This is a genomic window from Bacillota bacterium, from assembly GCA_013178125.1.
Classification (GTDB): Bacteria; Bacillota; SHA-98; order Ch115; family JABLXJ01; genus JABLXL01.
Genome location: JABLXJ010000026.1, coordinates 1 through 21,559 on the forward strand (window position 1 = coordinate 1; position 21,559 = coordinate 21,559).

Here is a 21,559-nt window from a genome sequence, read left to right on the forward strand (position 1 = left end):
GCATCGAACAATGCCGAGATAAGAGGAGCGGGCCCAGCGTGAAATATCTTCAAGGATGGAACCATAGGAAACACCCCCGCCTCCATTGTACATAAAAGCAGGGGAAAGTACAAGTAAATATATACCAGATAACCCTATAAATGTATAATTGTTACTAAAAATCTCACCTTCACATGTGACCTCAAAAAATGTCACCGCATATCCCTTAGGGGTGCGAAATGTAGGTCGTCAGGATACTTGCCGATCAATTTCGAGAACCAGAGGTGAACAGCGGGAGCCTGCTCCAACCAGGCGACCAGATCGTCTGCATCATACGCGCGGACGTCCCTCCAAACCCCTTCCTGTCGTTTCTGTTGGGCCCATTGCTCCTTATCACCCCATACTCCTGCGAGTCTGATACATAAATAAATCTTTGTCGCTCCATATAATTGTCTAATGGAGCTTTTCCTTACCCTGTGACGAAACATGTCATTTCGTATTCCCGGCAGAAGGAGAGCAGGCAGTATTCCAGATACGGTAGCATGGGATAAAAACAATCTAGCTCGCATGATTGATGCCACGGAGACGGATATCGGAATCGCAAAGGTGGAAGTCTTGAGGGGAAAAAATCGGCCTCCGCTTCAACAGACGACTTCTCATCGACGCCATTAACCAGCCCATTGAGAGCAAGGAGGCCCAAGCTGGGCTCCAAGATGTAGATGTAATCTTCTGCTGCGTTGATACCCTGCCCACCAGAGAGTTGGTGAATCGTCTTGGCTGTCAGTACTATATCCCTGTGATCGACGCAGGTTGCGATATACAGATGAACGGAGAGACGCCCTCAGGAGTTAAAGCCATCGGGGGCCGGGTGATGGTCTTGATGCCCGACGAACCGTGCCTACGTTGTTACGGGATAGCTGGTGCAAACCCGTCTAAGGACGGAAGGCCTCTCAGCAAACAAACGCATCAGGATCAAGGGGGTCCTCCTTCTATGGTGTGCCATATCGGAGTCGTAGCTTCCCTAGCCGTCTGTGAATTCGTTAACTTAGTGACAGATATGGCCCCAAAGAGCAAGAGTATATATCCTACTACTACAGCAGGAGCGAGAAGCTCGACAACGATAGGCATCCTGATCAAGCTATATGGCAGAATGAGTCAAGTCCACATCATTGTGGCCGTCTACTCAAGATGACCTCACTTTGCGCAATTAAATTGCCCGCACAACGAATCAATCATGCTTAGTCATGGCACGACCTGGCGATTCCCCGTCCCCATCGGAAGGCTTTGGCCCATATACCTCTTCTACAATCCTCTCTGCTTCCCGACGGCTAATAAAGCCCCCGGCAGCTATATGATCAAGCTCTAATTCACGGACTCTGTACTCCCACTCTTGACGTGTCATCTCTCTCACCTTTACCTTGAGTTTTATCTTAACTATATGGATTTGAATTGCGGGCTACTACTATCATTCGACGGTATCTGACTATTTCCCTTGTGTTTATGGACTTTAGTTTTTTGACATCCTTCTCGGAATAAATTCCGGGGCTTTCGCCCTGGGTTTCATGTAACCCCTCCATCGGTCGGTCTGCGATAATACAGCCAATATATTCATAGCCTGTAGCTATGGACATCATTGGTCTGTCCGCTGTCACATGAATTTTCATAAAGCGCCTGCATGTTGCGTGGCCACCCACGCGGAAATCATATGATCATTTAATCATCGCCTGAATGTTTCAGCTACGTCCACCACCGCCTCGACAACGTCGCTGACATCAGCATCGGTGAGTCTGGGGTGGAGCGGTAGGCTTATCATGCGCAAGTAGTTCGAGTAAGCCACGGGGAAGTCCTTGGGCTTAAAGCCGTACTTGTCCCGGTAATATGGATGCAGGTGGACGGGAATGAAGTGAACACTCGTCCCAATGTTTCGCGCCTTGAGTTCCTCTATGAACTGAGCGCGGTCTATTCGGAGGGTCCCCAGGTTAAGTCTGAGGACGTACAGATGCCACGCGTGCTCCACCTCGAGGCGTTCAGCCGGAACCTCAAAGTACGGATACTGCGAGAAAGCCTCGTTGTAGCGGCGCACAACTTCGCGGCGACGCTGCTGGAACTGCGGCAGCTTCTTGAGTTGCTGGAGACCTATGGACGCCTGAATGTCGGTCATGTTGTACTTGAAGCCCGGCAGCACTACCTCATAGTACCACGATCCACCTTTGTCGTAGCGCTTCCATGCATCCTTGCTCATCCCATGGAGGCTTATGATGCGTGCCTTGTCTATCAGGTCCGGGCACCCGGTTAGCATGCCACCCTCAGCGGTGGTGAGATTCTTGGTGGCGTAAAAGCTGAAGGCCGTGAGATCGCCTATTGTGCCGATCATCCGTCCCTTGTACCTGGCGGGCAGGGAGTGCGCAGCGTCCTCGACAACAAGAAGACCGCGCTCCTTCGCAATGTCCATTATCGGATCCATGTCGCATGGGTGGCCTGAGTAGTGAACCGGCAGGATGCACTTCGTCCTCGGCGTCAGGTGCTTCTCTATCTCAGTCGGTGATATACACAGCGTGTCGGGCTCCACATCAACCAGGACTGGATGCGCCCCGACGTGCTCTATGACATTAACACTCGAACAAAATGTCATCGGTGTAGTGATAACCTCGTCACCAGGCCCAATGCCCAAGATTACAAGCGCTGTATGCAGAGCAGCAGTGCAAGAGTTCAAGGCGACTGAAGCCTTGGCGCCAATGAATTTCCCGAACTGCAGCTCAAAGTCTCTTGTTTTCGGCCCGGTCGTGATCCAGTCGGACGATAGCGTGGCGGCGACTTCATCTTTCTCTTCATTGGAGATGGCTGGAGGAGAAAATGATAAGAACTTTGAACGCATAATAAGTGCCTCCTTCGGGTTGATCCTAGCCCACAAGCCATTTATGGAAAGTGTGACTAAATGCTACGCACCGGAAACCCACCTTCTGATAAAGTCGCACAGCGTGCAAATTCCTTGTCTGTGTACCTACTTCTACACTACTGACGCCTTGTTGCGCGAACCACCCAAGGGACCTCAGCACCAAAGCCGTACCCACTCCCTTCCCCTGAGCCTCAGGGCTAACAGCTACAAGCTCTATGACGCCGTGGGGAATGCCAGTCAAGGTCGTGATTGTTTTGTCTATTCGACAGGTGATGAACCCACTAGGGTTGGGAGAATTGCCTGGTTCTTCGGCAACTAATATTGTATCTGCACGGCCATCACAGGAGTTTTGCAGCCACCGCACATAAACCTCATCGGCTGCGGACTGATGGATAAGCGGATCGCTGTGAAAATGATCGTGACGAAACGCGCATCTCGCGATATGGCGCAGTGCCTGCACATCATATGGTTGAAAGGGCCTCACACTTACGATTCCGCGGGTCGACAGGATTGCGCGTTGATCATGGTGTAGTACCTCCGGAATGCCTTTAGGCTGAAGCATGGCCACCCCGGCCTGACCCGTGCATGCTGCTATATTTCGGACTAATTTGCCCTCGGCATCAATGGTCATATGCAGAGTAACTATCGAGTCCGCGAGAATGTATCCCTCCAACTCAAGGGTACGCACCAGTTCGATGTCCCTACCATCCACTCTCGCAAAAAGTACTCGTATCCTCTGTTCACGCGCTTCTGCTTCCAGATACCTGACAAGACTCCGCAGTATGAATTCACCCTTGAAAGCGCTTGAATTCGTTCTTTCGCAGGCAATCATGGGGCCGAGCCTTGTAACCTTAGTGCCAAGGGCTTCTGAATCCCACTGAGAGACTTGGGCGCCCGCAACCGCCACCAACTGGTCACTTTCGATCATAAGGAGGCAGGAATCAGGACCGACGCAGCTTTTTCGTAATTCTTCCCTCATGATTGTACACACTCCGCCAGGCCCAAGTCCCGGGACAAATGAAGGATGGGCGGCAGCCCACTGTTGTAGAGGCGCCTCCAATAAATGTAGATCTGATTCTGAAAGGGAGCGTAGTCCCATCATCATCATCATTATTATTCCTCCCCCTCACCACGCAGATCATCTTCAACACTGCCTTATGGCCAGCGAACCTGCATCTCTTGAGATAGAAGAGGCCGATTACTCATTTAGATCCATCTCTAAGTCCTATCGTCTATTCACATTTGTCTATCTGGATGTATTTCCTGCGCAGTGTCTCACCACAGCGTTCCGCCAGGATAATATGAGAACAAAAATGTGGGCATTTTCTAGCTAGCATTCGATCTTCTATGTGGTTCCACGGATTCGGCGTAGATTCCTTCCTTGATTATCACCTTTGCCATAGTACGAACCATAATCTTTAAGTCAAACCATAAGGACATCCGGTCTACATATTCTATATCCAGATGAATGCGTTCCTTCCAGGGCAGAGTATTGCGCCCGGAAATCTGGGCAAGGCCTGTCATACCTGGCTTTACGCTGAGTTTCCTACGCTCCTCCTCTGTATAAAATTCTAGTTGAAAAGGAAGGTCGGGACGGGGTCCCACAAGGCTCATTTCCCCCTTCAAAACATTGATCAATTGGGGTAACTCATCTAGACTGTACCGTCGGAGTATTTTACCAAGACGCGTGATCCTTGGATCATCTTCAAAGGTTTTGAGAGATCCATCCGGATTGAGGACATGGGATTGGTCACTCCCAAACTTCATCGTCCTGAATTTGTACATTCTGAATGTATGGCCTTCCTTTCCGAGTCTATGCTGAGTAAACAGCACTGGTCTTCCATCTTCAAGAGCGATCAAAAAAGAAACGAATAATAAAACCGGGCTTAGGATCACAAGACATATGGCGGAGATAATTCTATCAAAAATTCCTTTAAAAACAGACGTAACGGATAGTTGGTTGTCAAAATCCCTGGGCACAATACCACTTCCTTACGAGATTAGGCGATTCAGACTCACGATGTCGACACGCACGGAGGTTATATGAACCCTGTCACGAACTCGCCCAGAAAACTACCTTTCGTTGCATCTACCAACTATTCCTCCAAAACAATTGAAAATAAATCGATGGAGCACTTAGAGCAATCCTATCTCTTTAGCGAAACCAGTTTCTCGATCAGGCGGTCATAAGCCGACGTGATCAAAGATCGAGAGAGATTCTGCTCAACATAGTGCCGCCCCCTTGCCCCCAATCGCTGGCGAAGTCCCACATCCTCATAAAGCATTACTATAGCTTTAGACAAAGCTTGAGGATCATCTGGGGGCACTGTTATCCCCAACTCTTCCGTGCTCAAGAACTTAGCCAACTCTGAATCATCATCGATAGCCGCCAGGACAGGTCTTCGACATGCCATAATCATCCAGGTCTTACTAGGGATGGAACTATGTCCGATTCCCTTCCGCACAGTAACAAGTCCGATTTCCGCCATACTATAAACTTCAGCGGCTTTTTCTTCAGGCTGAAGCGGATAGATGTAAACATTGGACAAACAAAGCTCTCTCACCTTTTCCTGGATAGCTTCCTTATGCTGTCCATCCCCAACGATAACGAAGACTATCTCTGGATTGTCCCGTAGCGCCGCCGCCGCATTCACAACTACATCAAGATTCTGCGCAAAACCTATATTCCCGGCATACAATACTATAAACTTGCCCTTGAGACCACAGGTAGTAAGGAATTCATTGTTGCATGGAGGAACATAGTCAATTCTCTCAACATCGATCCAATTTGGAAGCACTACTACATTACAACCGGGCGATAAGGAGACAACGTGATCAGCAAAAGACCTAGATATGGCGGTAACCACGGTCGCTCTTCTGTAAGTGAGCTTTTCGAGATACCTTAGACACTCTATCAGCCATCTGCCTCTTAGAATCCCGCTCTTGATTGCAGAATCGGGAAAAAGATCTTGCAGGTTATATATGATTGGGACCCTTCTCATCATAGTGGCCATGCTTACAAATAGTCCTGCAAAGGGAGGACTTGATTGGACAAGAAAAGCGTCCGCCTTCCGGCCAAATCTCATAGATGATACCAGAATCCAAAACGTAAAGATACCGTACTCAAGGATCTTCATCCATAAGCCTTTCCGTCCAGCCCACGGATTCGGAAAACGGATTATCTGGGCTCCTTTATAGAACTCCGGAATGCTGCGATTTTTCAAAAATACAATGCGTGTTTGATTATCGATACCCCTATATGGCAAGGATGTTATGACCGTCACCTTATGACCCGCAAGACACAAATCCTCACATAATGTCGTCATTAGCGGGACACTTGCTGTTACTTCAGGCCAGAAATATGGAGTTACTACAATAATAGAACTCATATTACTTCCCCTATTCTCAACGAGGGTCTTTAGAAATTCGCTTCGCCCTGTCATAGTTGGTACTGATAGGCATGAGCATAACCCCTCGGAACCCAGTCTGATCTACCTGCGTTATTAGTAGTCTAACAACTCTGTGACGGAAAATGGTCAGACCTTCCATAACGATGGTGTAACAATCACAAGTCTGCGCACCGAAGTAAAAGATTTGTATTTCCCTTTCCACTAAGCAGCGGATCTACCAAGTGTTAAGGGGCTGGGTATCCCCTCAGATTGAGACGCTTACTGCAGCCATTCAACCACTTATAACGGCCATAAAAATAACCACCCTTACCGGTGAAGGTCCAGTTATCGTGCAGCATCCACACTACTGATATGTCATATCTATTTATGTGCTCTGTGTTACTATATACACATTGACATAGTAGCCATGAAGGTTGTAAAGGTGCATAATGCCTGGCTTGAAGTTATCGACATACTTGAGTAGCTTTTTGGTACCTAACCATGACGCATCTGCATGAATACCGAGTAGTCGTTGCATGTACCTTTACTTTCCGAATCCCAACCAACGCAATATATGCCAAGTCCTTCTGAGAATTTAACACCTCTTTTGTAGGCGACGGAGGAAACATGCCCAATTTCGAGCAACCTTTTGTGTATGAGACTGTTGATCTTTTCCGGCTGGCTACCAATTCGCCTGTTCGCGGCGGCCATTTTTCGAAGTCCTGCCGGATGGAATTGCTAAGAACTGAAGAAAATCAACAGTCTCGTGTATATTCACTATAATCTTACCGGTACTACCGATTTTGTAAACCGAATTCATGGTCAGTACTCTCATTTTCTCCGCATCACTCTTGCTGCTTTCCCCATACAAACTTGTCCACTATCTTCGCGTAACTCTGTATCAACTTAACCACCTTAACCGACACATTGTCATCATGATAATCGAATGGGAGCACAGTCTTCTCCTTGTTCTCCCACATAGCACGGCATAACTCCACTGCTTGTATAATATCTCGCTCAGCAATACCACCGACGATAATCGTTCCCTTGTCTAGCGCTTCCGGACGTTCGGTTGATGTCCTTATCAGGACTGCAGGGAAGCCGAGTATAGCTGATTCCTCTGACAACGTCCCACTATCTGATAACACACAGAAGGAATTGAGTTGCAGCTTGTTATAGTCGAAGAAACCGAAGGGCTTTAGCTGTTTTATCAAAGGATGAAACTTGAAGCCCCTCTCCTCTATACGCTTCCAAGAGCGCGGGTGCGTGGAATAGACCAAAGGCATACGGTATCGATCAGCTATACAGTTGAGCGCTCTCATAAGCGAGAAGAAATTTCCTTCGTCATCAATATTCTCCTCCCGGTGCGCAGAAACAACTATGTACTTATCAGGTTCAAGCCCAAGTTCATCCAGTACTTCGCTCCTCTGGATTTTCTCCATGTTCTTGTGGAGCACCTCTGTCATCGGCGACCCCGTAACGAATATGTGCTCTTTCCTTATACCCTCAGCAAGCAGATATCTGCGACTATGCTCAGTATAAGGTAGGTTTATGTCGCTAATGTGGTCTACAATCCTACGGTTTATTTCCTCAGGTACATTTTCATCAAAGCAACGGTTACCGGCCTCCATATGAAAAATCGGTACCTTGAGCCTTTTGGCCGAAATGGCGGACAAGCAGCTATTAGTGTCACCGAGAATGAGAAGTGCGTCTGGCTTCTCTTTTGCAATAACCTCGTACGAACGTGCAATTATGTTTCCTATAGTCTCGCCAAGACTTTTGCCAGCTGCTTCGAGATAGTAGTCTGGTTGTCTCAGTCCTAGGTCCTCAAAAAAAACCTGATTAAGGGTATAGTCCCAATTCTGGCCGGTATGGACGAGGATATGCTTGAAATATCTATCACATGCCTTGATAACCTCGGACAAGCGTATTATCTCGGGCCTTGTACCTACCACGGTCATTACTTTAAGTTTGCCCACAGTCTCATACCTCCAGGTAATACGTGTCAGCTCTTTCCGGGTGGAATATCTCATCGGCCCAGAAAAGAGTGACAACATCGGAATTACCTATGTTAGTTATGGAATGGGTGTATCCAGCAGGGATGTCAATAACCCTGAGCCGTTCGCCTGATACGCGGTACTCTATGACCTTTTCACAGCCTATCTTCCTGAGCCTTATAATGGCCTCTCCCTCAATGACGAGGAACTTCTCGATTTTAGTATTATGCCAGTGGTTGCCGCGAGTAATGCCGGGCTTGGTGCGCGAAATGAATATCTGTCCGAACTGATTTGACTTTATGAATTCTACGAGCCAGCCCCGGTTGTCTTGTTTCATCTCTAACTCATAACCAAACCCATCATCCGGCAAATAAGAGACATAGGTAGCATAAAGATATCGCTCAAAATCGCCTTCGAGATTTGGCATCATGAGGCTGCTACGACTTTCAACAAAAGAATATAATGCATCAGCCAGTTGTTGAAGCGTGACCTTGAAAGTACGCGGCACATAGCAGAAACCATCATCCCCAATATGAGCCGAGCCATTCATTGCAGCTATCAGCTCGGCTACCACGTCATCTATATAGACAAGTGTAAGTTCGGTGTCAGGATTATTTATTTGAATAGGAAGCCTTCGGGCAATGTTATGGCAGAAAGTAGCCACTACGGAATTGTAATTGGGCCTGCACCACTTGCCGAAAACATTGGGCAGGCGGTATACGTAAACAGGTACACCAGTGCGACGTGACCATTCGAAAACGGCGTCTTCGGCGGCCTTTTTGCTCATACCATACGGATTGTCCAGCGCCGCCTGTATTGAGGAAGTCATAGCCACTGGGACTCTCCGTCCCACCTTTTCAAGTAACTCAAGCAGTTCTACGGTGAAACCGCGATTCCCTTTATCAAACTCCTCTGGGTTCTGCGGACGGTTGATGCCGGCCAGGTGAAAGACGAAATCGGCACGGGCAGCAAAATCAGCCAATTCCTCGGGGGTATTACCGAGGTCGTAACGCAATATCTCCGTATCCTTATACTGTTCAAGGGCGGCACAAAGGTTCTTACCGATGAAACCAGCAGCGCCCGTAACAAGTATGGTTCTCACGTGTTATTTCCTCCAATCTTCCAGTTCCTGCTGTATGAAGTCAAGACTAAGGAGCTTGTCCTTAATCTGCTCGATATTGAGCCTTTCGGTATTATGGGAAGTGTACTCTGACCCATAGCTTATCTGTTCTTCCCCTTTTATGAAATACCTGTCGTAGTTTAAGTCTCGTGTATCTGCGGGGATACGGTAATATTTCCCCAAGTCTTCTGCATGAGCCATCTCCTCTCGGGTCAGCAGAGTCTCGTAGAGTTTCTCCCCATGACGGGTGCCGATTATCCTAATCTCATTATCGGCGTTGAAGATCTCCTTAATGGCTCGGGCTAAGTCACCAATAGTGCAGGCTGGGGCTTTTTGGACGAAAATGTCCCCAGGGGCCCCGTTTTCATAAGCAAACAGAACCAATTCAACCGCCTCGTCAAGGCGCATCAGGAAACGCGTCATCCTGGGGTCAGTTACGGTCAGCGGCTGGCCAGCTTTTATTTGCTGGACAAACAAAGGGATGACCGAACCACGAGAAGCCATCACATTACCGTAGCGAGTGCCACATATCGTGATCTTCTGGGCATCCACTGTACGAGATTTGGCCACCATTACCTTCTCCATCATCGCTTTTGATATTCCCATGGCATTTATTGGGTATACCGCCTTATCAGTTGAAAGGCACACGACTTTCTTTACTCCGTAAGCTATGGCGGCATTCAACACATTGTCTGTACCGATAATGTTGGTCTTTACGGCCTCCATCGGGAAGAATTCGCAGGAGGGTACTTGCTTCAGGGCCGCCGCGTGGAAGACGTAGTCTACTTCGTGCATGGCAGCAGCAACGCTGTTGTAGTCGCGCACATCACCAATAAAGAACTTGACTTTGGTGCTTCCAATCGCTCTCCGCATGTCATCCTGTTTTTTCTCGTCACGAGAAAAGATGCGGATTTCGCCTATGTCAGTATTGAGAAATCGCCTTAGAACTGCGTTACCGAACGAACCTGTCCCGCCCGTGATGAGAAGAACCTTGTTACTAAACATATTCTTAGCAGCTCCTGTTCAGTCCACGGAGTAAATCGTAGTCGTGCCATAGACCCTTAAAATAGGGGTAGTAAGGTATTGGAAACCTACATCTGTAACCCTTCAACCCCATCTTACATTAAGGTGTGGGATTTGTAGACAATCGGCTCGCATGACATATCAAGGATGACAACATTATCCGACTTTCCGTAATCCGCTTTACAAATCTACTTCCTCGTACATCTGGGAACCGCTCATGGACATCCATATACCCAACCGAACGCATATGGCAATCAAAGCCAATCATATGCCCCAGCCAATTTCCTACCAAATGTCTTCAGCGTATCGTCGACGCATATGGTTATCCTCGGGATTCGAAACGGGTCCGTCATACCATTCGCGGCCCCATACCTTGTGGTAAATGAGGTCGTAAAGCCTGCCCGCCGCATAGCATTCACCACCTCGCGATTATGACGCCCGTATGGATACGCAAAGGCAGCTATACGGTGCCCAAGATGCTCCTCAATTGTCGTTTTCGAGTTGTTCACCTCACGTTTGATCTCCTCCCAGCAGCAATCAGTCAACTTGGGATGACTGACTGTATGTGCGCCGAACTCCACCATTTCTGAAGAATCAAGAGCGCAGATATCAGACCATGTCAGCCACTCGGCTGATGAACCAATAAGGCCGGTGATCAAGAAAACGGCGCACGGTATGCTATGCTTCTGGAGTATGGGCATCGCCCGGTCCAGGAAGCTCTTTTTCCCGTCATCGAAGGTGATCAGAATAGTCCGTGTAGGTACGACCTTTCTTTCGAGAGATTCTGCCAAATCTGAAAGGCTCACGAAACTAAATCCTTGGTCCTTGAGAAATAGAATCTGGCTCTCGAACCTCTCAAGCACTACACTACAGACCGTGTCATAGTTGAGTATAGGCATATCCCCCACAATATCATGATAGCAAAGGACTATACACCCTTCGCGTCTTATTCTAAGATGAGTGCTTAGCGCACCTACAGTCGCTGCCAATGTGTGTTTTGCCACGAGTTTACATTTCAGCCACGACATCATAAGTAGGCCTCCAGCCTCTGAGAATACGCCGTGTTATCCATAAGTTCCCTCTAGACACGCCCCGCAATGCAGCAAGGGGATTAGCAGTTGTTAGCCCGAGCACAAGCATATATATGATAGACCCGATATGTGACCAGACAAAACATAACCAGTTGAACGGCGTATGAGGCACAAATTTATCAAAGAGGTAAAAATGGTTATACATGTAACAAGCGGAATACCTGGTCAGCGACATGCGCCCGCCAGGACTATGCCTGTGAGTCATTCGCGCTTCGGGGACATATAGTAACCCATGATACTTCGACAATCTGCAAGGCAAGTCTATGTCCTCCCAGACATGCGTAATCCCCAATTCTTCGTCGAATCCCCCATACTGAGCGATCGCTTCGCGCCTGTAACAGGCACAGCCCATAAGGAGTTGCGTAGCGGTAGGTCTCTCAATGTCCCTTCGCCCAAGCTGCATGGCCGGGAACCCAGATCGTTGCATCACCCCGAAACCATGATCATGGTTCATTAGGAACATCCTTTTAAACCAGAGTTTTGGGCCACTATCTGATTTAGGGCTCAAGATAAATCCGCCCACACCTACTACATCTGGATGCGACCTAAATGCTTCCATCACTACGGACAGATACGTTCGTTCCAACAGGACATCATCGTCCAAAAAGCATATAATGTCTCCGCGGGATGCAGAGATCCCAACATTCTTCTGCAAGGACGCATTTGACACATCGGAATGGATATACCGCAACGAGACCCCTAGCGTCTCACTTTGGGCCTGATAGCGTGCAAGAACCTCGTAAGCTCGTTGCCCCGTCGAACAATCAATAACGATTATTTCCGTCGGGAGCATTATTTGGCATAGAATGGATTCAATGCAATCTGATAGGGGCTGTGATCGCCCAACTGTCGGAATTATGACCGATATTGTAGGATTACCCATAGGAGATAGCACCTCGCAGACATTCTCAAAGCCCCGACTTCACCGTAGATTCTTCATCGTAGTATGAATATACAGAAATTCGTGTACTAGGATTCTCGGTGGTTTCTCCTAAGCGCTTCCTTATAAAGCTCAAGGTAACTGTCAGCAATGACGTCCCAACTTAGTTCCTCCTCCGCAAAACGCCTTGCTATCATTCTCATGTGTTCGCGTGCGCGGTCATTTCTAAAAAGCATTACCAGCTGTTCAGATAGAACGTAAGCATCCCCTCGAGGAAAGCGTACTCCATTACCTCTAGAAACTAATTCCTCACCGGAATACGCATAACCACACGTAGTGTTATCAGCAATGATAACGGGGAGCGAACATGCAATCGCTTCTCGTATACTGATGGTAGGCCCGCCAGCCCAGACACCCACATCAGCAGCAGAGTAATAGGAAACCAAGTCGGAATGGGGAACAGCACCTATAAAAGTAACCTTACCCTGAAGGTATTCATTGTGCATTATGATCTTCTTTAGATTCCCAAGATAGTCCTCTGGTCCATTCCCGACTATGACTAACCGAGATGGTATGCCAAGAGCTACCACCCTGGCAAACGCCTCTAATAAAATGGGAATATCCTTATCCCGGGTTATCTTTCCCGAAGTCAATATCATTAGTTCCTCATTCCCTATAGAAAGCATTTGCCGGACCGCACACCTGCGCTGGGCATCAAACCTGAATGCTTGTATGTCGGTACCGAGAGGGATAATTGGGATGTCTTCTGGTTTCAATCGAAGTTCCCTACATAAAACATCTCGCTCAGATTCCCCTATTGCCGTAATAAAATCAGCGCGATGCTTCAATAGTGGAGAAACATATAACTGGAATCCCATACTCACCATATTCTTTATCATTGTACCTCTTAGATTTGTATTGTAGTCGGCCACGTGAGAATCATATAAGAGCCCATATCCTAGCTTGGGTTTCCATAAGGCTGTCTGAATCGCTGCTGGATTCCAAAACACATGGTGTACGTGGACCATATCGGGTCGGATACGCTCAAGAAGTCTCCTGAGACCTCTTAAGTAACAGATTACCTTATATTCGAATGATCCTAGCCTATAGGTTGACACATCATTTTCGGTATAGACTCCCGAAGCAACACATCTTGGCCCCAAGATGGGCCGAAGCGTACTTTCATAGTCCTTTTGCGATGGCCACAGGCGGTCTGATGTAATGACAAATACATCATTGCCTTTCCGTTTCTGGTACGGAGCAATATACGATAAATGATAGCCAAGCTTTGATGGGTAGTATGCTTCTATATGTACTATACGCATCGGTACACCACCAATGATCTTCATTCGGGCAGTAAGCTCACGGTCATTGAGGATACTGTACTTACCCCGGTAAAATGGACACGAATTTAGGCGGCTAGGCTCTCTCGTTCATACTCACACGGGCTCTTATACCCCAAAGCAGAGTGTAAACGAATCCGGTTGTAGTAGAACTCGATATACTCGTAAATACTCTGCCTGGCCTCTGCCCTCGTCCGATACCTGGTCAGATATACCAATTCGACCTTAAGGGTATGAAAAAACGACTCCATACAGGCATTATCATAACAGTTCCCTTTTCTGCTCATGCTGGATATGATATCATGTTCCTTGAGAAGTTGCTGATAGCTGTGGCTCGCATATTGACTACCTCGATCTGAATGATAGATGAGCCCAGGTAAGGGCTTACGCCGGCCCAGTGCTTGTTGTAGAGCATCTATGACCAATTGCTGTGTCATTGTCCGGTCCATTGCCCATCCGACGATTTTGCCTGGAATACAGGTCCATCACTGCAGCCAGGTAGAGCCAGCCCTCATCTGTAGGAATGTATGTAATGTCTCCCACCCACACCCGATTCGGTCCACTCACCGTTATCCCTCGGCCGAGAACATTCTCAGCCACTGGATAATCGTGCCGGGAATTCGTTGTGGCCTTGAATTTCCGTTTGGTGCGAGCCTGCAGCCCATTCTCCCGCATGAGACGGGCAACTCGGTTCTTGCCACACTTGATCCCATCAACATTGAGCTTGCGGGTCACTCTAAGGTAGCCGTATAGGTGCCGTGACTTCTCAAAAACCTGTTTAATATGCACAAGGAGCTTTTCATCCTCCTGTTGTCGGCTGCTTTTAGGTCTATCGAGCCATGCATAATATCCGCTCCGGGATACCTCCAAAACCTGGCACATCTTCTCTACCCCAAATTCGGAGCGGTGACTATGGATGAATTCATACTTTATCTGGGGGGCCTTGTGAAGATGGCAACAGCTTTTTTAGGATGGCAACTTCCTCTTCTAGGAATATGCTCGGAAACCCTATCGAAGGGGCTACATCCCACAATATATTTGGGACAATTCCTAAGGATGGCTACAACATATGAAGGCTGTGAAGGTTTTCGAGCAATCTCCTAGTTCAGCGTTTCGGCGTCTCAATCTACGAAGTTCTTCATCCTCTGGCTTTAAATGGCCCTTACCAGGGAACGAGTGTTCTCCGTCCTCTTGATATTTCTTGACCCAGCGGCGTAGGACACTCTCGTGGATTCCAAGGTCCCTTGCTACCGAGGATGCACTACAACCCTGTTCAGTGATGAGGCGTACCGTTTCCAGTTTAAAAGCCCTGTCGTAATTCCTACATTCCCCTGCCATGATGGACACCCTCCTGCTTAGATTATACCCGCCTTTCTATGTGTCCATCAAACTGGGGTAGGGGCAGGTCGAGTAGCCCGGTTTCTAGCATGGCAGTAGGGAAGCTCTCTGCCACCGCGTTATCCAAATCGTCATCGCCCGTACCTATGGAGCTGATAATGCTCGCTAAACAGCACTCACCTTGTACCAGCGTAGGATACCAAATGGCATTCAGCAATCTCTAAGCCGGACCTTGCTGAATGCAAAGATTTCATCCTCGTGTATATCGTCAAGAGCGACTCCACCGATAACATAATCAATCATGGTCGGGGGGATTCCTGTCCCTGGACGTTTGCAGGTGATGTCCTCCGCCGTGATCGTCTGTCCACGTGCGATCTCGCGTAGAGCAACTAGGCTGCGTCTGGCATTCCTCCTCGAAACCTCCTCGGAAGGTAGATAGTGCTTCTCGCACGAGCCTATGATTTTGGTCACAAAATCTAGTTTCCTTATGAAACGCGCTAAGTCATCTTTATCCATCGCGTGGTAGTGATCGTTCCCTCGAAGTGACTTATCATATGTAAAGTGCTTCTCGATGATTCTAGCCCCTAGAAGCCACGCAACCAAGAGTACATCATCCATCCTCTCCGGCAGAGTATGGTCTGAGTACCCAATAACGAGGTCTGGAAATGCCCTGGACATTCCGATGATCATCCCGAGATGCGCGTTCTCGTAAGCAGTTGGGTAGTTGAGAATACAGTGTAATAGCGCGACCTGGGAGTTTCCTAGAGCGTGAATCACAGAAACTGCCCTGTAGATCTCCTCGATAGAGGAGGCCCCTGTAGCAAGCAAAATTGGCTTCCCCTTGTTTGCGATATGTTCAATTAGGGGGATATTGGTAATATCCGCTGAAGCGACTTTATAGGCTGGCACAAACGGCTCGAGAATATCCGCAGATTTCTTGTCGAAAGGTGTCACCAATAGATCAATACCGGCACTCTCGGCTTCGCTTGCGAGCCGCTCGAACTCCAGCCCACCAAAGCCTTCATACTTCTTAAACAGCTCATATTGAGAACCTGTAGGTTCCATAGTCCTGTCCCAGTACGCCGGAGAATTCTTCGAGGCCAACGCCTGTGCCGCGTACATCTGAAACTTGATTGCATCGGCACCCGCTTCGGCCGCCTCCCGAACCATACGACAGGCAATCTCGATACTTCCTTCATGGTTTACCCCTGCTTCAGCGATTATGTAGGGCTTCTGGAAATCATCCCTGGTGATCCTCTTTTTCCCGATTACTATTTCTCGCATCCTTCCACCTCCAATATTCCTGTACTATCTCATAAATAACTCTCCTCAGTCCGCTCTTAAGGTCCACGCCGATCTGAGCATCATACATCTTCTTTCTTAGCGAATCATCGCTGCAGATCTCTAGGACCGAGCGTAATATGTCGCCTGTTGTCACGGTGCAGGCTACTCCGAGATATCTCACTCCACGGTGGTACCTTGCGAAAAGATGTAAAGTCTCTCTGTCGTTTTGAGCTATGCTAACTGTAGGCACCCCCACCGCTGCTAGCTCATAGACAGTTCTTCCGTTCGACGTCACAGCGATATCTGCGTTTCTCATCAGCGCAGCCATGTTGCCGACGCTCTCAAAGACCTCGATTCTCTGCTTTACATCGGGATGTAGTTCATCGATCATTTCTCTCAGTCGGGCGCGAGCCCCAAAGGCTGGCCCAACGACAACAACAACCTTCTCAATCGACGTGTCTCTCAGAATGCGCGGCACTATACTAACCACCCTAAGGGTAAGGTTGTTTTGGTCGATACCCCCAAAAGTTATAAGAAGCCGCCGAGCAGGTACCCTGAATACCGAAGGCGGCTCGATCATAAAATGTGATGATAAGCAAAAGTACTTGTGGCCAAACCGGTGCGTCGGTGGTGGATCCGCGAGCTCGTAAAGATCGTTGAAGATAAGATTTGCATCCGCTGCTCCGTCCCCAAGATCCTCGAAATTTACAACAAAAGTCCCTATATTCTTTAGTTGACGAATGTAGATTGGACTTGTATCAAGGATATCGTTTATAACGATATCAGGGTGAAAGTACTTGATCCTGTTGATAAGGTTTTCACTATCGACTTCCTCGATGTCGTACCCGTGCTGCCTCACGAGATGGATAGCCGCCTCCTCGCTCTCGTAGGTGTAAAAGCGCACTCTATGGCCGAGGAATGCATCGGCCACTGTGATAGCCCGGTAAATGTGTCCCAACCCTATCGTCGAATTCCCATTGACAACGATTGCAATTGTCAGTGTCCTTAGCAAGGATTCGCATACTAGCCAGTCTGTCGGGGAGTCAATGTCTACCCTTTCATCCTCGGAGACACAGTACACAGAGATTCTGTTGCCTAGGCGTGATTCTGCGGTAACAAACATCGACCGAGTTACAACAAAAGCACCTGTTTCCCTGTACTTCTTCGGGAGCCATTGTCGGTTGAGGCGTTGATCATAGTCAGGTACTACCTGATCACCCATCTTTTTCCACATAAGGTGAGTGTCGTCAACAACAGAAATGATCGTATCAAGATTCTGTTGTATCAAAGTCTCGATAGCACAATCGAGCGTCTCAGATCTCAAGAGTGGAGAAGTTGGCTGCAAAGTAACGACGAGATCATATTCCGTTCCCCCTAAGGCGTTTGCAAAATCCAGCGCATCATTAACTACAGGATCCAAGGTTACGGTATCCTCGGCGAGGTACGCTGGACGCTTCCTCGTTATAACGCCAAACTGCGACGCATATCGGAGAATGTCATCGTCATCGGAAGTAACTACTACATCAGTTATGAGCTTTGAACGTAACGCCGTTGTCAGGATATAATATATCAGCGGCTTACCCGCGAGAAGTCGCATGTTCTTTCTCGGAATGGACTTAGATCCACCCCTCGCGGGAATTACGGCTAGAACCTTCAGCACGGTCGGAACCCCCCAGCATAAATTTGGTCACAGTCTTAAGTGGCTTATGCTTCGGTACTTGGCAAGACTGTGTCCATAAACTGTCTTAAACGCTTCTCCCAATCTGACGCCCAAAGATCCTCGGGAACAGGTCCAAAACCCACAGGATCACCCTCCACAATATTCTGAGCGAGCTCTTCTACGGACTCAAAAAAGTGACCGATGCGAGTTGGTATATATGCCCTAGATATAGGGCTGTTCACCACAAATACAGGTTTACCGAACGCGACCGCTTCGAATAGGACGGTTGAATATACTCCTACAACGCACATCGAGTCGTTGAGTAGGGTATATAGTTCCACCGTCTGCACCTGTATCCCAGCCTTGCGACCTAGTAGATCCTTCTGCTCAATAGAGAGCGTCTCAGCCGGATGAGGTTTGTATACGATACTATACTTGGATGGCAGAAGCTCTCGTAGACGTACCGCGAGGGACACAGTCACCTCTGTCACGGTAGGCTGAGAGATAATCAGCACCATATGTTGTCTTTCCGCTCGACCTCCACAATAAATTCCCCGCGCCCCCTTCTCATGAAAAGCCTTCTTCTGTTCGATCAAATACGGATTGCCGATCACTACCTTCTTCACTGGGAATCGCCCTAGTTCTTCACTCCAATAGGACCCGAAAGTCAAGAAGTAATCGGGTAGGTACTCGCTAAATCTGTTACAGTAACCGGGCGCATAGTTATAAGCAGGATGGTATCTATTTACGACGCCATGCTGCGCTTCCACTGTGGTGATGCCGAGTTCCCTACACATCTTGCAGATAATGGCTCTACGGCCGCCATACGAGGCGCAATGCTGGAACAGCAGCTTAGGACGGATCTGTACGAGTAGCCGACGGAGCAGAAAGGCCTCGATGAGGCTCCTCGCTATAAAGACCTCCATAGCGTTTTTCGCTAATCGGTTGACTGCTAGTCCACTCTCTGATAACAAGTTGCACACGTAATTCATAAAATCCCTGATGCGCCTTTTGTATACGAGGTTTATTGGCCCAAGAAGTGTACCGCACACCTTTATCCAATCCAGATCAACCACAGCCGGGCTAAAACGAGGAAGTACATGAGACGCACTCCAGGGGTCCTCAAGAATAATCATGTTCGGAATAACCCTGCGGTAAAAGTCGTAAATGACATCAAAGTATTTGCCCTCAACTACTAACCGCCGCATCGAGGCAGAACTAAGGGCAGCAATGGGAGATTGCCTTACTTGGAAGAGCTGTCTCGGCGAATCAAGCAGCAACGTCCTTAACAAACTTACATACTTTGACACGGTAAGAGGTACTTCTTGCTTACGAACGTGACCCTTGGAGTCCAATAGACGGAAAAGCAATTCGGTCCGAACGATCGGCCACAGCTTGATCCTGCCGATCTCCCAATCTGATAGATCACCTGCATCTTCCACCCCGAGAAATCTGTTCAGCACTTCATCAATCTCCGTGTTAATCTCCATCATGACACCCCTGTTCAAGGTTACTTATCTCCCGGAAGGATTGTGTCCCCACCCAGGCAAAAAATGGCAGATTGCTCCAGTCAAATATCCAAGCTAACGCAGCGAATGTTGCTACATACGTAAACCACAAACTGTTAGTACGAATGAACGTAGCGAAATGTGCCGTGCGCCAATCAAGGCTCAGCAACAAGATGAAAATGAACAATATACATCCTAACAGGCCAAAATCGAGTAAGACCTGTAAGAACACCGAGTGTGTGGATTTCAATTCACCAACGATGAGCTGAAGAGCCTCTCGTGAGGCATTATATCCCGTTCCGAAGACCTGCGACGCTAAGTCTGAGTTCACAAAAGCATCAACAGAGGCGTTCCATAAGCTCCATCTCTTGGTAGTTAATGCGTCCAAAAACTGATCGGCATTCAACGGGTGGCTAAGCCCAACCGTGAACCTTTCAACGACGTTCCCGACAAGAGGGATAGAGCGCAACGTCAGAAAAACAAGTGTAACGCTTAGCGCGATAAGCAATCCAACGGTAACCAGCCCACTACGGTAGGTTCTGCCAGATTTCAAAGAACACACCCTGGTTACGAGGTAGGCCAGGATGAGCACCCCCGCAACCAACATACCCATTTTCGAATATGTAAAGATGGTCAATACAATTAAGGTCCCAGCTAGCACCCTTCTTAGGAGTCTCGACCCTATTGCCCTACTGAACAGAACAACAGTGAGAGCGATCAGCAAGTACTTGGCGAATACGTTTGGATCCGTGAACCCACCGATAAAGCGATACAAAGAACGCCCTCCCACGATGTAGCCGCCCTTCACTAGACCCACCCCTGCAGAAATCAAAGTAGCCAGAACATATAGGCTGAGTACCCGCTTGAGAACCACGCTATCATGCGTGACAAGGGCCCTAATAATCAAAGACGATAACATAAACGCCACCATTCTGACATTCAAGTGACCGAAGATCAGACTGACCACGCACGCATAGACATAAAACACTGCTGTGAGTATCCACACTTGGTCGGGTCTGGGGAACCGTCGGCGCAATAAGTACCTCGCAACAATAGCGAGTACCACAACCGGAACGACCAGTCTCACAACCGAAACCTCGGGTCCCAACAGAGCAATTCCATAGTTCTCGCACACTACGAAAATGCTGAATACGCCCCATGCCGGATCCAAGAAACTTAGTGCACCTACTATGATCCCGTACACAAGTATCCCGACACCGGATAAACCATATATGGGCGGGACCGAGAGACACAAAAATTTCACGATAGTTCCGAAGCAATGTTTCGGCAATCGCAACACAGCTTTTTGATATCTCGAATGACTGTAAGTGACCACCCCGAAAGCCAGCCTACCTTAATTCTTTATAAAGTTGATCCGTTACCGATAGCCGTCTTCGTAGGCGCAAACAAAAGGTCAGACGCGCGGTCCGTCAATATCCGGTTGAGCTCCTCTGGCATCTCCCGATTAAATGACCGTAGCCCTGCCTCCACGTGAGCCACAGGAATATGCATTTCACCACAGCCAGCGCACCGGCCAAGGTGGAATTCGTATCATCGTACACCAGCACCCAATCAGGCTTTTCAGCTAACAAAACCCCTCGAGACCGCTGATTTCTCCCAACTAAATGGGAGCAAGGACTGCACCTTGATAAACGAGATAATGCCATAATCTCCATATAGCCCCACAACATGTGGGATTTGGTGTGTGTTAGCCCGGGTACCCCCTCCCTCCCAGCCCCTCTTAGGGGCCTTGCGGGGAAAAGGGCACACTACTCCCTAAGCCGCTATAGGCTCTGCAAGTGCCGAAACCTTCAGCTCTTGGAGCAGCATGAAGATGCGCTTTATGTTCAAAGCAATTGCCGTTAGGCGTACCTGGAGGTCCACCTTCTTAAGACACCGGTAGATAGCCCTCGCCATGCCATGGAATCTCTTTGCCTCGCCAAACTTCGGCTCTATCCTGGCGCGGATCGCCTTGTCCTTTTGGAAAGCCTTCGTCTCATTGTAAAAAGCCGCTGCCTTGAGTTCCTCGTGATACACGCTAACGGATGCGC

At 48.4% G+C, this 21,559-nt stretch carries 20 protein-coding genes and 1 pseudogene; 1 reads left to right on the plus strand and 20 read right to left on the minus strand.

What is annotated here, in order from left to right:
- Nucleotides 1-607: 607 nt before the first annotated feature.
- Nucleotides 608-1,171, plus strand: a complete 564-nt coding sequence (locus tag HPY71_14030) for a hypothetical protein (GenBank protein ID NPV54611.1) — start codon at nt 608-610, stop codon at nt 1,169-1,171.
- Between the two features lie 238 nt (nt 1,172-1,409).
- Here HPY71_14030 and HPY71_14035 read toward each other — a convergent pair whose 3' ends face one another.
- From HPY71_14035 to HPY71_14130, 20 genes and pseudogenes are all read right to left on the minus strand, one after another.
- On the minus strand, nt 1,410-1,631 hold the full coding sequence (locus HPY71_14035) for a hypothetical protein (protein NPV54612.1): 222 nt from the start codon (nt 1,629-1,631) through the stop codon (nt 1,410-1,412).
- Between the two features lie 65 nt (nt 1,632-1,696).
- Nucleotides 1,697-2,854 (minus strand): DegT/DnrJ/EryC1/StrS aminotransferase family protein, encoded by a 1,158-nt coding sequence (locus tag HPY71_14040; GenBank protein ID NPV54613.1) that lies wholly within the window; start codon nt 2,852-2,854, stop codon nt 1,697-1,699.
- A 25-nt stretch (nt 2,855-2,879) separates the two neighbouring features.
- Complete coding sequence (locus HPY71_14045; GenBank protein ID NPV54614.1) at nt 2,880-3,803, minus strand: GNAT family N-acetyltransferase; 924 nt, start codon at nt 3,801-3,803, stop codon at nt 2,880-2,882.
- Nucleotides 3,804-4,201: 398 nt separating this feature from the next.
- A complete protein-coding gene (locus HPY71_14050; GenBank protein NPV54615.1) occupies nt 4,202-4,855 on the minus strand; it encodes a sugar transferase in 654 nt (217 codons plus the stop codon).
- A 167-nt stretch (nt 4,856-5,022) separates the two neighbouring features.
- Nucleotides 5,023-6,159: a glycosyltransferase family 4 protein gene (locus HPY71_14055; protein ID NPV54616.1), complete on the minus strand. Its 1,137-nt coding sequence runs from the start codon at nt 6,157-6,159 to the stop codon at nt 5,023-5,025.
- A 950-nt stretch (nt 6,160-7,109) separates the two neighbouring features.
- Nucleotides 7,110-8,243, minus strand: a complete 1,134-nt coding sequence (wecB, locus tag HPY71_14060; GenBank protein ID NPV54617.1) for a UDP-N-acetylglucosamine 2-epimerase (non-hydrolyzing) — start codon at nt 8,241-8,243, stop codon at nt 7,110-7,112.
- A 4-nt stretch (nt 8,244-8,247) separates the two neighbouring features.
- On the minus strand, nt 8,248-9,363 hold the full coding sequence (locus HPY71_14065; protein NPV54618.1) for a capsular polysaccharide biosynthesis protein CapF: 1,116 nt from the start codon (nt 9,361-9,363) through the stop codon (nt 8,248-8,250).
- A 3-nt stretch (nt 9,364-9,366) separates the two neighbouring features.
- Entirely contained in the window at nt 9,367-10,386 is a 1,020-nt protein-coding gene (locus tag HPY71_14070) for a polysaccharide biosynthesis protein (protein NPV54619.1), read from the minus strand.
- 272 nt (nt 10,387-10,658) lie between these two features.
- Nucleotides 10,659-11,435 carry a polysaccharide deacetylase family protein gene (locus tag HPY71_14075; GenBank protein ID NPV54620.1) on the minus strand — a complete coding sequence of 259 codons (777 nt, stop codon included), beginning with the start codon at nt 11,433-11,435 and terminating at the stop codon, nt 10,659-10,661.
- Nucleotides 11,413-12,378, minus strand: coding sequence for a glycosyltransferase (locus tag HPY71_14080; GenBank protein ID NPV54621.1), 966 nt, complete (start codon nt 12,376-12,378; stop codon nt 11,413-11,415). The genes HPY71_14075 and HPY71_14080 overlap by 23 nt, the downstream gene beginning before the upstream one ends.
- A gap of 86 nt (nt 12,379-12,464) precedes the next feature.
- The gene (locus tag HPY71_14085) at nt 12,465-13,724 is read right to left on the minus strand and encodes a glycosyltransferase family 4 protein (GenBank protein NPV54622.1); all 1,260 of its coding nucleotides are present in this window, start codon (nt 13,722-13,724) and stop codon (nt 12,465-12,467) included.
- 62 nt (nt 13,725-13,786) lie between these two features.
- Nucleotides 13,787-14,167: an IS3 family transposase gene (locus HPY71_14090; protein ID NPV54623.1), complete on the minus strand. Its 381-nt coding sequence runs from the start codon at nt 14,165-14,167 to the stop codon at nt 13,787-13,789.
- Complete coding sequence (locus HPY71_14095) at nt 14,103-14,651, minus strand: IS3 family transposase (protein NPV54624.1); 549 nt, start codon at nt 14,649-14,651, stop codon at nt 14,103-14,105. Before HPY71_14095 ends, HPY71_14090 begins: the two co-directional genes overlap by 65 nt.
- A gap of 117 nt (nt 14,652-14,768) precedes the next feature.
- A complete protein-coding gene (locus HPY71_14100; protein ID NPV54625.1) occupies nt 14,769-15,056 on the minus strand; it encodes a transposase in 288 nt (95 codons plus the stop codon).
- Between the two features lie 210 nt (nt 15,057-15,266).
- Nucleotides 15,267-16,340, minus strand: a complete 1,074-nt coding sequence (locus HPY71_14105) for an acetylneuraminic acid synthetase (protein NPV54626.1) — start codon at nt 16,338-16,340, stop codon at nt 15,267-15,269.
- Nucleotides 16,297-18,000 carry a hypothetical protein gene (locus tag HPY71_14110; protein NPV54627.1) on the minus strand — a complete coding sequence of 568 codons (1,704 nt, stop codon included), beginning with the start codon at nt 17,998-18,000 and terminating at the stop codon, nt 16,297-16,299. The genes HPY71_14105 and HPY71_14110 overlap by 44 nt, the downstream gene beginning before the upstream one ends.
- 44 nt (nt 18,001-18,044) lie before the next feature.
- A complete protein-coding gene (locus HPY71_14115; GenBank protein ID NPV54628.1) occupies nt 18,045-19,508 on the minus strand; it encodes a hypothetical protein in 1,464 nt (487 codons plus the stop codon).
- Nucleotides 19,480-20,712 (minus strand): O-antigen ligase family protein, encoded by a 1,233-nt coding sequence (locus HPY71_14120; protein ID NPV54629.1) that lies wholly within the window; start codon nt 20,710-20,712, stop codon nt 19,480-19,482. Before HPY71_14120 ends, HPY71_14115 begins: the two co-directional genes overlap by 29 nt.
- Nucleotides 20,713-20,894: 182 nt before the next feature.
- Nucleotides 20,895-21,175: pseudogene (locus HPY71_14125) on the minus strand (hypothetical protein).
- A gap of 109 nt (nt 21,176-21,284) precedes the next feature.
- Nucleotides 21,285-21,559 (minus strand): hypothetical protein (locus tag HPY71_14130; GenBank protein NPV54630.1); only part of this gene is annotated, 275 nt, incomplete at its 5' end.

Coding starts and splice junctions, on each gene's coding strand:
- HPY71_14080 (NPV54621.1), bottom strand. CDS start 12,378: ATGGGTAATCCTACAATATCGGTCATAATTCCGACAGTTGGGCGATCA.
- HPY71_14090 (NPV54623.1), bottom strand. CDS start 14,167: ATGGACCGGACAATGACACAGCAATTGGTCATAGATGCTCTACAACAA.
- HPY71_14085 (NPV54622.1), bottom strand. CDS start 13,724: ATGAAGATCATTGGTGGTGTACCGATGCGTATAGTACATATAGAAGCA.
- HPY71_14070 (NPV54619.1), bottom strand. CDS start 10,386: ATGTTTAGTAACAAGGTTCTTCTCATCACGGGCGGGACAGGTTCGTTC.
- HPY71_14075 (NPV54620.1), bottom strand. CDS start 11,435: ATGATGTCGTGGCTGAAATGTAAACTCGTGGCAAAACACACATTGGCA.
- HPY71_14045 (NPV54614.1), bottom strand. CDS start 3,803: ATGATCGAAAGTGACCAGTTGGTGGCGGTTGCGGGCGCCCAAGTCTCT.
- HPY71_14105 (NPV54626.1), bottom strand. CDS start 16,340: ATGCGAGAAATAGTAATCGGGAAAAAGAGGATCACCAGGGATGATTTC.
- HPY71_14040 (NPV54613.1), bottom strand. CDS start 2,854: ATGCGTTCAAAGTTCTTATCATTTTCTCCTCCAGCCATCTCCAATGAA.
- HPY71_14100 (NPV54625.1), bottom strand. CDS start 15,056: ATGGCAGGGGAATGTAGGAATTACGACAGGGCTTTTAAACTGGAAACG.